Annotated in this window: 9 protein-coding genes; all 9 read left to right on the top strand. The window is 62.0% G+C overall.

Annotation, left to right across the window (positions count from 1 at the left end; translation table 11 throughout):
- Positions 1–16 precede the first annotated feature (16 nt).
- Positions 17–1,126, top strand: coding sequence for a DNA polymerase III subunit delta (gene holA / locus B0B52_RS02450; protein ID WP_077592022.1), 1,110 nt, complete (start codon positions 17–19; stop codon positions 1,124–1,126).
- A 63-nt stretch (positions 1,127–1,189) separates the two neighbouring features.
- A complete protein-coding gene (locus B0B52_RS02445; RefSeq protein WP_077592021.1) occupies positions 1,190–3,112 on the top strand; it encodes a type IV pili methyl-accepting chemotaxis transducer N-terminal domain-containing protein in 1,923 nt (640 codons plus the stop codon).
- A 12-nt stretch (positions 3,113–3,124) separates the two neighbouring features.
- Complete coding sequence (locus B0B52_RS02440) at positions 3,125–3,826, top strand: response regulator (RefSeq protein WP_077592020.1); 702 nt, start codon at positions 3,125–3,127, stop codon at positions 3,824–3,826.
- A gap of 160 nt (positions 3,827–3,986) precedes the next feature.
- Entirely contained in the window at positions 3,987–5,249 is a 1,263-nt protein-coding gene (locus tag B0B52_RS02435) for a nitrate/nitrite transporter (protein ID WP_077592019.1), read from the top strand.
- A 28-nt stretch (positions 5,250–5,277) separates the two neighbouring features.
- A complete protein-coding gene (locus B0B52_RS02430) occupies positions 5,278–6,942 on the top strand; it encodes an MFS transporter (RefSeq protein WP_077592018.1) in 1,665 nt (554 codons plus the stop codon).
- 42 nt (positions 6,943–6,984) lie between these two features.
- On the top strand, positions 6,985–10,803 hold the full coding sequence (locus B0B52_RS02425) for a nitrate reductase subunit alpha (RefSeq protein WP_077592017.1): 3,819 nt from the start codon (positions 6,985–6,987) through the stop codon (positions 10,801–10,803).
- Positions 10,800–12,332 carry a nitrate reductase subunit beta gene (gene narH / locus B0B52_RS02420; RefSeq protein WP_077592016.1) on the top strand — a complete coding sequence of 511 codons (1,533 nt, stop codon included), beginning with the start codon at positions 10,800–10,802 and terminating at the stop codon, positions 12,330–12,332. Before B0B52_RS02425 ends, narH begins: the two co-directional genes overlap by 4 nt.
- Before the next feature lie 2 nt (positions 12,333–12,334).
- Positions 12,335–13,042, top strand: a complete 708-nt coding sequence (gene narJ, locus B0B52_RS02415) for a nitrate reductase molybdenum cofactor assembly chaperone (protein WP_077592015.1) — start codon at positions 12,335–12,337, stop codon at positions 13,040–13,042.
- The gene (gene narI / locus B0B52_RS02410; protein ID WP_077592014.1) at positions 13,039–13,761 is read left to right on the top strand and encodes a respiratory nitrate reductase subunit gamma; all 723 of its coding nucleotides are present in this window, start codon (positions 13,039–13,041) and stop codon (positions 13,759–13,761) included. Before narJ ends, narI begins: the two co-directional genes overlap by 4 nt.
- Positions 13,762–13,786 lie beyond the last annotated feature (25 nt).

The raw sequence follows: 13,786 nt of genomic DNA, 5'->3' as shown, positions 1-13,786 counted from the left end.
GCTAAACTCTTCGACCATGAACCTGGCCCCTGCGCAGCTCCAAGAGCACCTCAAACGCGGAATTAAAAGCCTTTACACCTTGCATGGCGATGAGCCGCTGCTGGTGCAGGAGTTCGCCGATGCGCTGCGGGCTGCGGCGCGCGAGCAGGGCTACACCGAACGCACGGTGCACACAGTGGCCGGCGCACATTTCGACTGGAGCGAAGTGCTGGCCAGCGGCGGCTCGCTGAGCCTGTTTGCCGACAAACAGATTGTCGAGATCCGCATCCCCAGCGGCAAACCCGGCAAGGACGGCTCGGTCGCCCTGCAGCAGATCGCCGAGCGGGCCCAAGGCGACGACAGCACACTGACCCTGGTGCTTTTGCCGCGCCTGGACAGCATGACGACCAAGGGTGCCTGGTTCGGCGCGCTGGAAAGTTTTGGCACCACGGTGAAGTTCGACCCCATCGACCGCCGCAGCCTGCCGCAGTGGATTGCCCAGCGCCTGCAGCAGCAGGGCCAGCGCGTGGCAGCGGGTGAGGAAGGGCAGCGCACGCTGCAATTTTTTGCCGACCGTGTGGAAGGCAACCTGCTGGCCGCGCACCAGGAGATCCAGAAGCTGGGCCTGCTTTATCCGGCAAGCGGGGGCGCGTCGGCAGAACTCAGTTTCGACCAGGTTGAAAACGCCGTACTCAATGTCGCGCGTTACGACGTGTTCAAGCTGTCGGAAGCCGTGCTGGGCGGCCAGGCATTGCGCGTGCAGCGCATGCTCGACGGCCTGCAGTCCGAGGGCGAGTCGGAGGTGCTGGTGCATTGGGCCCTGAGCGAAGACATCCGCAGCATGAAACGGGTCAAGGACGCCTTGGGGGCAGGCCGGCCCATGCCCATGGCGCTGCGTGAAAACCGTGTCTGGGGTGTCAAGGAAAAACTGTTTGAACGTGCGCTTCCCCACATTGGCGAGACCACGCTGGCCAACCTGCTGCATGCTGCGCATAAGGTGGACGGCATCGTCAAAGGCCTGAAACAGCCCGACTGGCCGACGGACGGCTGGCAGGCGCTTCAGCGTCTGGCAGGCATGGTGTGTACGGCCTGTTCTGCCCCGGCTCCGCGCAGCCCACGCGTACCGGCAGGCGCCGCCAGGCCCTAGCCAGCCTGGCCTTGTTGCGTACAGTCATGGCGCAGTGCCCGGATCGGCGTTACGCTAGCGCCCATGCAACAGACGGCCTCGCTTTCCAAAAAACTCATGCGCATAGGCGCGAGCCTGCTGTTGGTCGCCTTGATGTCGATCGGCTTGACGCTGTGGGTGACCTGGCAGCTGGAGGGAGGCGCGGCGGCTGTCAACGAGGCCGGGCGCATGCGCATGCAGACCTGGCGCCTGGCCAGCGCGGTGCAGGCGGGGGTGGAGCGCAACGAATTGCAGGGCCTGGTGGCTCGGTTCGACGAGAGCCTGGCGCTGCTGCGCGAGGGTGATCCGTCCCGGCCGCTGTTTGTGCCGTGGGACGACCAGGTGCGCTTGCGTTTTGCCAACGTCGAGTCCCTGTGGCGTGATCAGCGGCAGCTGTGGCTGGCCGAACCGGCTCCGCAGGCGCAGGCCCTGCTGAAGGCCGGCGGCGAGTTTGTGGAGGCGAGCGACCACCTGGTGCTGGTGATCGAGCAGCATCTGTCCCGCCTGACCGCCATCCTGAACCTGTTCCAGCTCCTGATGATGGCACTGGCTATAGGCGGGGCGGTCATCATGCTCTACACCGGCTACATGTACGTGATCAATCCTTTGGGGCAGCTTCGCGAGAGCTTGCGCAAGCTGGAGTCCGGGGACTTCAGAACGCGAGTCGAGGTTGATGCCGTAGACGAGTTTGGCCAGGTGGCCGCCGGCTTCAACCACATGGCCATGACGCTACAGTCGCTTTACGAAGGGCTGGAAGCCAAGGTCGAGGCGAAGACACGGCGTATCGAGGCGCAGCGCGCGCGGCTGGAGGCGCTGTACAAGGTCAGTGCCTTCCTGGCCCAGGCGGGCAGCATTGACGAGCTGGCGCGCGGTTTTGCCCAGCGCGTGCGCGGCGTGATGAAAGCGGACGCCGCCGCGGTTCGCTGGTCAGACGATGCCAACCAGCGCTACCTGATGCTGGCGACGGATTGTTTCCCGCAAGACCTCGTGGAAGAAGAGCGCAGCCTGTTGGCCGGGGCTTGCGCCTGTGGCAACCTGAAGCCGGACGCGCGCACCCGGGTGATTCCCATCCTCAGTCACGACGAAGCGCCAGTACGCCACTGCGCCAAGGTGGGCTACGAGAGCGTGGTCAGCGTGCCGATACGCCTGCAGCAGCGCGTGCTGGGTGAATTCAACCTGTTCTTTCGCACACCTGTCCTGCTGAGCGCCGATGAAACCGAGTTGCTGGACGCGCTGGCGAGCCATCTGGCCAGTTCGCTGGAAGGCCTGCGCGCCGATGCCCTGGACCGGGAAGCCGCCGTGGCGGAAGAGCGCGCACTGCTGGCGCGCAACCTGCATGACTCGATCGCACAGTCGCTCGCGTTCCTGAAGATCCAGGTGCAGTTGCTGCGCTCTGCCGTGCAGCGCGGCCAGGAGCAGCAGGTCCAGGCCACCCTTGATGAGTTGGACGTCGGCTTGCGTGAAAGCATTGGGGACGTTCGTGAGTTGCTGGTTCATTTCCGCACGCGGACCAATACAGACGACATCGAGCAAGCCTTGCAGGAAACCCTGCAGAAGTTCCAGAGTCAGACGGGTCTTCCTGCCCAGTTGCAGGTGCAGGGCCAGGGGCTGCCGCTGCCTTCAGACGTGCAGGTTCAGGTCTTGCATGTACTCCAGGAGGCCCTGTCCAATATACGAAAACATGCTGGCGCCACACAAGTCGGCCTGGATGTGGTCAAGGGCGAGCGCTGGCGTTTTGTGGTCCACGACAATGGCGCCGGCTTTGACACCAGCAAACATCCCGGCGACTCCCATGTAGGTCTGAACATCATGCGCGAGCGTGCCAGCCGCATCGGTGCCGAGGTCAAGGTGGCTTCCGCGGCGGGGCAGGGCACCACAGTCATGCTGACGCTGCCGCCGCATCCGGAGGTGGGTGGTGGCATGGCGGTGAAGTCACCGGGCATGGCGTTGCCTGCACACACCAGTTGAAGAAAGAACACCGTGAAACCGATTGAGCTGCTGGTGGTCGACGACCACACTCTGTTCCGTCGCGGGCTGGTTGCACTGCTGTCGCAGGACGGGCGTTTCGAGGTCGCCGGGGAAGCCGGCGATATCGGCGAGGCCCTGCGCTGCGTGGAGCGGCGTAAACCGGATCTCGTCCTGCTCGACAACCACCTGCCTGGTGTTCTCGGTGTTGACGGCATTGCCGCGCTCAAGGATGCAGCGCCCGGTGCCCGCATACTGATGCTGACGGTGAGTGAAAACGAAGACGATCTTGCCACCGCGCTGCAGGCAGGCGCCGACGGTTATCTGCTCAAAACCGTGGAGCTCGACAGCTTGTCTGAGTCCATCATCAAGGTGCTGGATGGCGAGTCGGTGGTCAGCCCGGAGATGATGACCAAGCTGGTGGCTGCCTTCCGGTCCAAACCCCCACTGCCCACGACCGGGGAGGCCGCCCCCGTGGAGACGGGTCACAACGGGAGCGCGCCGACGCAGGACGACTCGGCCCTTGCGCTGCTGTCGGCCCGCGAGCGGGAGGTGCTTGCGCTGGTTGCGAACGGCGACAGCAACAAGGTGATTGCCCGCAAGCTCGACATTGCGGAGACCACGGTGAAGATTCACGTCCAGCACATCCTGCGCAAATTGCAGCTCAGCTCGCGGGTGCAGGCCGCCGTTTACGCGACTGGCCGCGACCTGACTTGACAAAAATCAAGTCCGGCGCAGTTTGACCCGGCAGTAGTTCTTCAGGACGAGACGGCCGGGTTTGCCGCCGTTTCTTTTATGCCGTTTTCCTGTTCCTAAGGAGGATATTCAGCGGCGCGTTAAAAGCCGACAGTCATGCCATGTCTCAGGAGAAACATGCATGAGTTCTGAACTTGGTAATTCAAGGAAGGCCTGGTCGGTGCTGATTGTCAGCACGCTGGCCTTCACCGTCTGCTTCATGGTCTGGATGATGTTCGGCGTGATCGGCATTCCGATCAAGAAGATGCTCAACCTCAACGCCACGGAATTCGGCTTGCTCGCGGCCACGCCGGTGCTGACCGGCTCGCTGATCCGCGTCCCGCTGGGCATCTGGACCGACCGCTACGGCGGGCGCATCGTCATGGCGCTTCTGATGGCCGCCACGGTGCCTGCCATCTGGCTCATGAGTTACGCCACAGCCTACTGGCATTTCCTGGTGATCGGCCTTTTTGTCGGCCTGGCCGGTGGATCTTTCTCGGTGGGTACACCCTATGTGGCGCGCTGGTTCCCCAAAAAACGCCAGGGCATGGCCATGGGTGTGTATGGCGCTGGCAATTCCGGCGCGGCTGTCAACAAGTTTGTGGCGCCGGTGCTGCTGGTGGCTTTTGGCTGGGCCATGGTGCCGCAGGTGTATGCGGTCATCATGCTGGCTGCGCTGGTGTTGTTCTGGCTGTTCAGTTACAGCGATCCTTCGCACCTGGTACCCAGCCACGTCAAGTTCAGCGACCAGCTCAAGGCCTTGAAAGATCCCAAGGTCCTCAAATACTGCCAGTACTACAGCATTGTGTTCGGCGGCTATGTGGCCCTGTCGCTCTGGATGGTGCAGTACTACGTGGGTGAATTTGGCCTCGACATCCGCGTGGCCGCGCTGCTGGCCGCCTGCTTCTCATTGCCCGGGGGCGTGCTGCGGGCCTTTGGCGGTGTGTTGTCGGACAAGTACGGTGCGCACAGCGTGACCTGGTGGGTGATGTGGGTCAGCTGGATCTGCCTCTTCCTGCTGTCCTACCCGCAGACCGATTTCACCATTCTCACGGTCAATGGCCCGGCAACCTTTCACATCGGCCTGAACGTCTATACCTTTACCGCGCTGATGTTCATCCTGGGCATTGCCTGGGCCTTCGGCAAGGCCAGCGTGTTCAAGTACATCAGCGACGACTACGGCGCCAACATCGGTGCAATCAGCGGCATTGTCGGCCTGGCCGGTGGCCTGGGCGGTTTTGTGTTGCCCATCATCTTCGGCGGCCTGATGGACCTGACGGGCATCCGCTCCAGCGCTTTCATGTTCATGTACGGCATTGTTTGGGTCTCGCTGATCTGGATGTACTGGACCGAGGTGCGGCGCACCGAGGTCATGGGATCGAACGCAAGCGGCGCATCGGCCTGATGCGGCCATCTTCTTCAAGGAAAAAATCATGAGTACCAAGTCCGCAGCGAGTGCTGCCATTCCGGCCCTTCAGTCGCGTTCCTCCGGCGCCGACATCACCGATTGGCGTCCCGAGGACGAGCAGTTCTGGGAAAGCACCGGCAAGCGTATTGCCTACCGCAACCTCTGGATCTCCGTGCCCAGCCTGCTCTGCGGCTTTGCTGTCTGGGGCATGTGGGGCATCATCACCGTGCAGATGCTCAACCTGGGCTTTCCCTTCACCCAGGCCGAACTCTTCACGCTGACGGCCATTGCGGGTCTTGCCGGCGCCACCATGCGCATTCCGGCCTCTTTCCTGATCCGCTTGGCCGGGGGGCGAAACACCATCTTCCTGACAACTTCAATGCTGCTGGCACCGGCCATCGGTACCGGCATCGTGCTGCAGCATCCCGAGTGGCCACTGTGGTCCTTTCAGTTGATGGCCTTGTGGTGTGGGGTGGGTGGCGGCAACTTCGCCAGCTCCATGTCCAACATCAGCACCTTCTTTCCCAAGCGGCTGCAAGGCACGGCACTTGGCCTGAATGCGGGACTGGGCAATTTCGGCGTGACGACCATGCAGATCGTCATACCGCTGGTGATGACCCTGAGTCTGTTTGGAGGCTTCGCAGGCGAATCGACCACGCTGGTCAAGGACAGCGGCTGGATTTTCGGCAAGATTGTTGCGGGCACACCGACTTGGATACAGAACGCCGGCTTTGCCTGGCTGTTGTCGCTGATACCGTTGTCGGCCCTCTGTTTCTTTGGCATGAACAACCTGAAGACCGTTTCTCCCGCCATTGGCGGCACGATCCCGGCTTTTCTCAAAATCATCTGGCTCTACACGCTGTCGTTTGTGCCGGCAGGCATCGGCCTGTACCTTTACCTGCCCAAACCCACGGGCTTGGGCTTGCTCAACATGTGGATCGCCATGCCCTTGATTGTGGCAAGCACCTTGCTGGTGCTCAAGCTCACTGCTTTTGGCACGATGAAAGAAAACATCACCAAGCAGTTTGCGATCTTCAGCAACAAACACACCTGGTCGCTGACCTTGCTGTACATCGTGACCTTCGGCTCCTTCATCGGATTTTCGATGGCCTTGCCGCTGGCCATCACGGTGATTTTTGGCATCAGCCATGTGCCTGACGCAGCAGGTGTCATGCAGCACGTGCTGAAAAATCCCAACGCGCCCTCGGCACTGACCTTCGCCTGGATAGGTCCCTTTGTAGGCGCGTTGATTCGCCCCGTGGGTGGTTGGGTGTCCGACAAGGTGGGCGGCTCCATCGTGACCCAGGTTATTTCTGCCGTCATGGTCGCGGCCTCGGCAGGCGTGGGCTACGTCATGCTTCTGGCCTACAAGTCGGCCACGCCCGAGGAGTATTTTTTACTCTTCATGGTGTTGTTTATCGTGTTGTTTGCCGCCAGCGGCATCGGCAACGGTTCCACCTTCCGCACGATTGGCGTCATTTTCGATCGCCAACAGGCCGGCCCGGTGTTGGGCTGGACCTCGGCCATTGCCGCCTACGGCGCCTTCATCGCCCCGGTGGTCATCGGCGCGCAAATCAAGGCCGGCACGCCGGAAAACGCCATGTACGGCTTTGCCATCTTTTATGCCCTGTGCCTGGTGCTGAACTGGTGGTTTTACCTGCGCCGCGGCGCAGAGATCAAAAACCCCTGACCCGCCGCAGAGCCCGCTTTTACCGCTTTACCGGAGAATCCAATGAGTCATTTTCTTGATCGACTGAGTCACTTTTCCAACCCCAGGGAGTCCTTCTCCGGGGCTCACGGTGTCACCACCGCCGAAGACCGGACCTGGGAAGACGCCTACCGCAACCGCTGGGCGCACGACAAGATCGTGCGTAGCACCCATGGCGTGAACTGCACCGGATCGTGCTCGTGGAAGATTTATGTCAAGGGCGGCATCGTCACCTGGGAAACCCAGCAGACCGACTACCCGCGCACGCGCTGGGACATGCCTAACCACGAGCCGCGCGGCTGCGCGCGCGGTGCCAGCTACAGCTGGTACCTCTACAGCGCCAACCGCGTGAAATACCCCATGGTGCGTGCGCGCCTGCTCAAACACTGGCGCGAGGCGCGCCTGACTTTGCCGCCGGTGGAGGCCTGGGCGGCCGTGGTGCAGGACGACGTCAAGCGGCGCGACTACCAGAGTGTGCGCGGCCTTGGCGGCTTTGTTCGTTCCAGCTGGGACGAGGTTAACGAGATCATTGCGGCCTCCAACGTTCACACGATCAAGAAGCACGGCGCCGACCGCATCATCGGCTTTTCACCGATTCCGGCGATGTCCATGGTCAGTTACGCGGCGGGCTCGCGTTACCTGTCGCTGATTGGCGGCGTGTGCATGAGTTTTTACGACTGGTACTGCGACCTGCCCCCCTCGAGTCCGCAAATCTGGGGTGAGCAGACCGACGTGCCTGAGTCGGCTGACTGGTACAACTCCGGGTTCATCATTGCATGGGGCTCCAACGTGCCGCAGACGCGCACCCCCGACGCGCACTTCTTCACCGAAGTCCGTTACAAGGGCACCAAAACCGTGGCCATCACGCCCGACTATTCCGAGGTCGCCAAGTTGTCCGACCTGTGGCTGCACCCCAAGCAAGGCACCGATGCTGCGGTCGCCATGGCCATGGGCCATGTAATCCTGAAGGATTTCTATTTCGGCGGCAACGGCAAGCCGCGCTCAGCCTACTTCGACCACTACGCACGCCGCTACACCGACCTGCCCATGCTGGTCATGCTCAAGGAGCATCAGCTGGAAAACGGCGAGACTGTCATGGTGCCGGACCGTTATGTGCGTGCGTCAGACTTCAACGGCAAGCTGGGCCAGGCGAACAACCCCGAATGGAAAACCGTCGCCTTCGACGCGCAGGGCAAGGTCGTGCTGCCGCACGGTGCCATCGGCTTTCGCTGGGGTCCGGACGGCCGTGCCGACGCCGGGCAGTGGAACCTTGAGTCCAAGGAGGCGCGCCAGGGTGACGAGGTCACCCTCAAGCTGTCGGTGATGGAGGGTGATGCACCCAGCGCCGACAGCGCCAAGGTCGGCTTTCCGTACTTCGGCGGTATCCACCATGAACATTTCCAGAACAACGAGCAGGGTGATGTGCTGGTGCGTACGGTACCGGTGCAGCGCATTTCCCTCGGCAAGGCCGGCGAGGAGCGTTCGGCCCTGGTGGCGACCGTGTTCGACCTGCAGGCCGCGCAGTACGGCATTCCCCGCGGCTTGCCCGGTGAACTGGCCGCCGCCGACTTTGACGACAACACCCCCTACACCCCGGCCTGGCAGGAGCAGATCACCGGTGTGCCGCGCGACCAGATCATCGCCGTTGCACGCCAGTTTGCCGACAATGCCGACAAGACCGAAGGCCGGTCCATGGTCATTATCGGCGCTGGCATGAACCACTGGTACCACAGTGACATGAATTACCGCAGTGTCATCAACATGCTGATGATGTGCGGCTGCATCGGCAAGAGCGGTGGCGGCTGGGCGCACTACGTGGGCCAGGAAAAACTGCGGCCGCAAACCGGCTGGACACCGCTGGCCTTTGCGCTCGACTGGATCCGTCCACCCCGGCAGATGAACTCCACCAGCTTCTTTTATGCGCACACCGACCAGTGGCGCTACGAGAAGCTCGGCGTTGACGAGGTGTTGTCCCCGCTCGCTGACAAGAAGCTTTACGGCGGCAGCATGATTGACTACAACGTGCGCGCCGAACGCATGGGCTGGTTGCCGAGCGCGCCGCAATTGCAGACCAACCCGATGCAGGTGGTCAAGGACGCGCAGGCCGCGGGTCTGGATGCCAAGGACTATGTCGTCAAGTCGCTCAAGGACGGTTCGCTCAAGATGAGCTGCGAGGACCCGGACCATCCGGACAACTGGCCACGCAACATGTTTGTCTGGCGCTCCAACATCATCGGTTCGTCGGGCAAGGGCCATGAGTATTTCCTCAAGCACCTGCTCGGTACGGACAACGGCGTTCAGGGAAAAGACCTCGGCGCCGAAGAAGGCAAGCCCCAGGAGGTGGTCTGGCACGACAAGGCACCCGAAGGCAAACTGGACCTGCTGGTCACGCTCGATTTCCGCATGAGCACGACCTGCTTGTACTCCGATATCGTGTTGCCGACCGCGACCTGGTACGAAAAAAACGACCTCAACACCAGTGACATGCACCCCTTCATCCATCCGCTGTCCACCGCGGTGGACCCGGTGTGGCAATCCAAAAGCGACTGGGAAATCTACAAGGGCTTCGCGAGGAAATTCAGCGAACTGTGCGAAGGCCATCTCGGTGTCGAGAAGGAAATGGTGCTGACCCCGGTGATGCACGATAGCCCGGGCGAGCTGGCCCAGCCTTTTGACGTCAAGGACTGGAAGCGCGGCGAGTGCGAGTTGGTGCCCGGCAAGACGGCACCCCAGATGCAGGTGGTTGAACGCGACTATCCCAACGTCTACAAACGTTTCACGGCCGTCGGCCTCCTGCTCAGCAAGGTGGGCAACGGCGGCAAGGGCATCGCCTGGAATACGGAAACCGAAGTGCGTCAGCTTGGCGAACTCAACGGCCTGGTGACGGAGCCCGGTGTAACGCAGGGCATGCCACGCATCAACAGCGACATCGATGCCTGCGAAATGGTCTTGCAGCTTGCGCCTGAAACCAACGGCCACGTGGCTGTCAAGGCCTGGGCGGCACTCGGCAAGCAGACCGGGCGCGAGCACATGCACCTGGCACTTCACCGCGAGGACGAGAAGATTCGCTTCCGCGACATCCAGGCGCAGCCGCGCAAGATCATCAGCTCACCGACCTGGAGTGGTATCGAATCGGAAACCGTGTCGTACAACGCCGGCTACACCAATGTGCATGAACTGATCCCATGGCGCACCCTCACGGGCCGTCAGCAGTTCTACCAGGACCACCCGTGGATGCTGGCTTTCGGCGAGGGCCTGGCCAGCTACCGGCCGCCGGTGAACCTGAAGGCCACCGCCGGGGTGCACGGTATCCGTACCAACGGCAACACCGAGATACTGCTGAACTTCATCACGCCGCACCAGAAGTGGGGCATTCACTCAACGTACACCGACAACCTGTTGATGCTGACGCTGAGCCGGGGCGGGCCCATCATCTGGCTCAGTGAAGATGACGCCAAGCTCATCGGCGTGGAAGACAACGACTGGATCGAGGCCTACAACGTCAACGGAGCCATTGCCGCGCGGGCCGTCGTCAGCCAGCGGGTCAAGCCCGGCATGGTCATGATGTATCACGCGCAGGAAAAAATCGTCAACACCCCGGGTTCGGAGATCACCGGCCAGCGTGGCGGCATCCACAACTCGGTCACACGCATCGTGCTCAAGCCGACCCACATGATCGGCGGGTATGCGCAACTCTCATACGGCTTCAACTACTACGGAACCATAGGCACCAACCGCGACGAATTTGTCGTGGTGCGCAAGATGGACAAAGTGGACTGGCTGGACACACCGCGCGATGACGACAGAGCGTTCGCTGTGCAGCAAATGGGAGAAGCAGCATGAAAGTACGCGCACAAATCGGCATGGTGCTGAACCTGGACAAGTGCATCGGCTGCCACACCTGTTCGGTAACCTGCAAAAACGTCTGGACCAGCCGGCCAGGGATGGAATACGCCTGGTTCAACAACGTCGAAACCAAGCCCGGCATCGGTTACCCCAAGGAGTGGGAAAACCAGGACAAGTGGAACGGTGGCTGGGTGCGCAAGGCCGATGGTTCCATTGAGCCGCGCCAGGGCGGCAAGTGGAAGCTGCTGATGCGCATCTTCTCCAACCCGAACATGCCGCAGATCGATGACTACTACGAGCCCTTCACTTTTGACTACGACCATCTGCAGTCGGCGCCAGAAATGAAAGCCGCGCCAACGGCGCGGCCTCGCAGTCTGATCACCGGCAAGCGCATGGAAAAAATCGAGTGGGGGCCGAACTGGGAAGAGATCCTCGGCGGCGAATTTTCCAAGCGCAGCAAGGACGCCAACCTGGCGAACTTCGACCAGGTCCAGAAAGACATGGTCGGGCAGTTCGAAAACACCTTCATGATGTATTTGCCGCGCCTGTGCGAGCACTGCCTGAACCCGGCCTGTGTGGCGTCCTGTCCTTCAGGCTCGATCTACAAGCGCGAGGAAGACGGCATCGTGCTGATCGACCAGGACAAGTGCCGCGGCTGGCGCATGTGTGTCTCGGGCTGCCCGTACAAGAAAATCTACTACAACTGGAAGAGCGGCAAGGCCGAGAAATGCACCTTCTGCTACCCGCGGATCGAAGCCGGCCAGCCGACCGTCTGCAGCGAAACCTGTGTGGGCCGCATCCGCTACCTAGGTGTGGTGCTGTACGACGCCGACCGCATCCAGGAAGCGGCCAGCGTGGAAGACGACAAGGACCTGTACCAGGCCCAGCTCGACATCTTCCTGGACCCGAACGATCCGAAAGTGATTGAACAGGCGCGCAAGGACGGCATCCCCGAAGCCTGGCTGGAAGGCGCCCGCCGCAGCCCGGTCTACAAGATGGCGGTGGAGTGGAAGGTGGCGCTGCCGCTGCACCCCGAGTACCGCACGCTGCCCATGGTCTGGTACGTGCCGCCGCTGTCACCGATCACCTCGGCAGCCAACGCCGGCCATATTGGCGTGAACGGCGAGCTGCCCGACATCGCGCAGATGCGCATTCCCGTGCAGTACCTGGCCAACCTGCTGACCGCCGGTGACACGGCACCGGTGATCCGTTCACTGCAGCGCATGCTGGCGATGCGGTCCTACCAGCGCAGCAAACATGTGGACCAGGTGCAGAACCTGGCGGTGCTGGAGCAGGCCGGCCTGACCGTGGCCGAGGTCGAGGAGATGTACCACATCATGGCCATCGCCAACTACGAAGACCGCTTCGTGATTCCGAGCTCCCACCGCGAATACGCCGAAAACGCATTCGACATGCGCGGCGGCTGCGGCTTCACCTTCGGCAACGGTTGCTCCGACGGCGCCAGCGATGTCAGCCTGTTCGGCGGCAACAAGAAACGCACTATTCCCATCAAGGTGGAGGTTTGACCATGGCACTTTTCAGCAACACCCCCGTCGTGGCGTCGAAGAGCCTGCGCGTGCTGGCCCGGCTGCTTGCTTATCCTGATGCCGAACTGCGCAGCCATCTGGGCGCGCTGCGCGAGGCGCTGCACGAAGAGCGTGCCCTGGAGCCGTTGCGACTGGCCGAGCTGGACGCCTTGATCGAAGCGCTCGCCCTTGCGCCGGCGCTCGAGACCGAGGCGGCGTATGTCGAGTTGTTCGACCGGGGCCGCGCCACATCGCTGCACTTGTTTGAACACGTACATGGCGACTCGCGCGATCGCGGACCGGCCATGATTGACCTGGCGCAGACCTATGAGAAGGCTGGCATGTATCTGGCCGAAGGCGAGATGCCGGATTTCCTGCCGGTGGTGCTCGAATTCACCTCGACCCAGCCGCCGCGCGAGGCGCGCGAGTTTCTGGCCGAGATGGCGCATATCTTCAATGCGATTTTCGCAGCGCTGCAGCAGCGCGAAAGTGCCTACGCCTCCGTGCTGGGGGCCTTGCTGGAACTGGCCGGCGAAAAGGCCCAACCGGTGCAGATCGCGGCGGAAGAACCTATCGACGCGGTCTGGGAAGAACCGGTCGTCTTTGATGGCTGCTCGTCCAGGGGCCAGGCCCGGCCAGACCAGCCGCAGCCTATCCATATCGTGCCGCACGTACGCAAGGCACGCCCCACCCAAGGAGTGCAAGCATGAGCCTCGGACTTCACGGATTCCTTTTTGGGGTCTATCCCTACATCTGCCTGACCGTGTTCCTGCTGGGCAGCCTGATTCGCTTCGACCGCGACCAGTACACCTGGAAAAGCGACTCTTCGCAGCTGCTGCGCACCGGCCTGCTGCGATGGGGAAGCAATCTGTTCCACGTGGGCATTCTGTTTCTGTTTTTTGGCCACCTGGTCGGCCTGTTGACGCCGCATGCGGTCTATGGCTTTTTCATGGACGCTGCGACCAAGCAGCGCATGGCGATCTACGCGGGGGGCGTTGCCGGTTTCATCTGTTTCATCGGCTTGTCGATGCTGATCTACCGTCGCATGTTTGACCCGCGCATTCGTTACACCAGCCACAAAACCGATCTGGCGATTCTGTTGATCCTGTGGGTGCAGCTGGTGGTGGGCCTGATCACCCTGCCGTATTCATGGGGACATGCGGATGGCAGCGTGATGTTGATCCTGGCCGAATGGGCGCAGCGCATTCTTACCCTGCGCGAGGTGGACTCCGCGGCGCTGGCTGTCCTGCCCTGGCCCTACCGTTTCCACATCGTGTTCGGGATGACCATTTTCCTGCTGTTCCCCTTCAGCCGCCTGGTTCATGTGTGGAGCGGCTTCGGAGTGGTCGCCTACCTGTTCCGCCCCTATCAGATGGTGCGCAGCCGCCGCCTTGGCGTTCCCCGGGCCAAGTCGCCCGGCGCTCCTTGACCCCTCACACTGAACCAGGGACCCT

This window comes from Polaromonas sp. A23 (assembly GCF_002001015.1).
Taxonomy (GTDB): Bacteria; Pseudomonadota; Gammaproteobacteria; order Burkholderiales; family Burkholderiaceae_C; genus Polaromonas.
The sequence above is the reverse complement of the archived record's forward strand: the minus strand, read 5'-3'. Positions and strand labels throughout refer to the sequence as shown.

Bases quoted from the DNA above. Each gene is read 5' to 3' on its own strand.
- narJ (WP_077592015.1), top strand. From the start codon at position 12,335: ATGGCACTTTTCAGCAACACCCCCGTCGTGGCGTCGAAGAGCCTGCGC.
- B0B52_RS02435 (WP_077592019.1), top strand. From the start codon at position 3,987: ATGAGTTCTGAACTTGGTAATTCAAGGAAGGCCTGGTCGGTGCTGATT.
- holA (WP_077592022.1), top strand. From the start codon at position 17: ATGAACCTGGCCCCTGCGCAGCTCCAAGAGCACCTCAAACGCGGAATT.
- B0B52_RS02425 (WP_077592017.1), top strand. From the start codon at position 6,985: ATGAGTCATTTTCTTGATCGACTGAGTCACTTTTCCAACCCCAGGGAG.
- B0B52_RS02445 (WP_077592021.1), top strand. From the start codon at position 1,190: ATGCAACAGACGGCCTCGCTTTCCAAAAAACTCATGCGCATAGGCGCG.
- B0B52_RS02430 (WP_077592018.1), top strand. From the start codon at position 5,278: ATGAGTACCAAGTCCGCAGCGAGTGCTGCCATTCCGGCCCTTCAGTCG.
- narI (WP_077592014.1), top strand. From the start codon at position 13,039: ATGAGCCTCGGACTTCACGGATTCCTTTTTGGGGTCTATCCCTACATC.
- narH (WP_077592016.1), top strand. From the start codon at position 10,800: ATGAAAGTACGCGCACAAATCGGCATGGTGCTGAACCTGGACAAGTGC.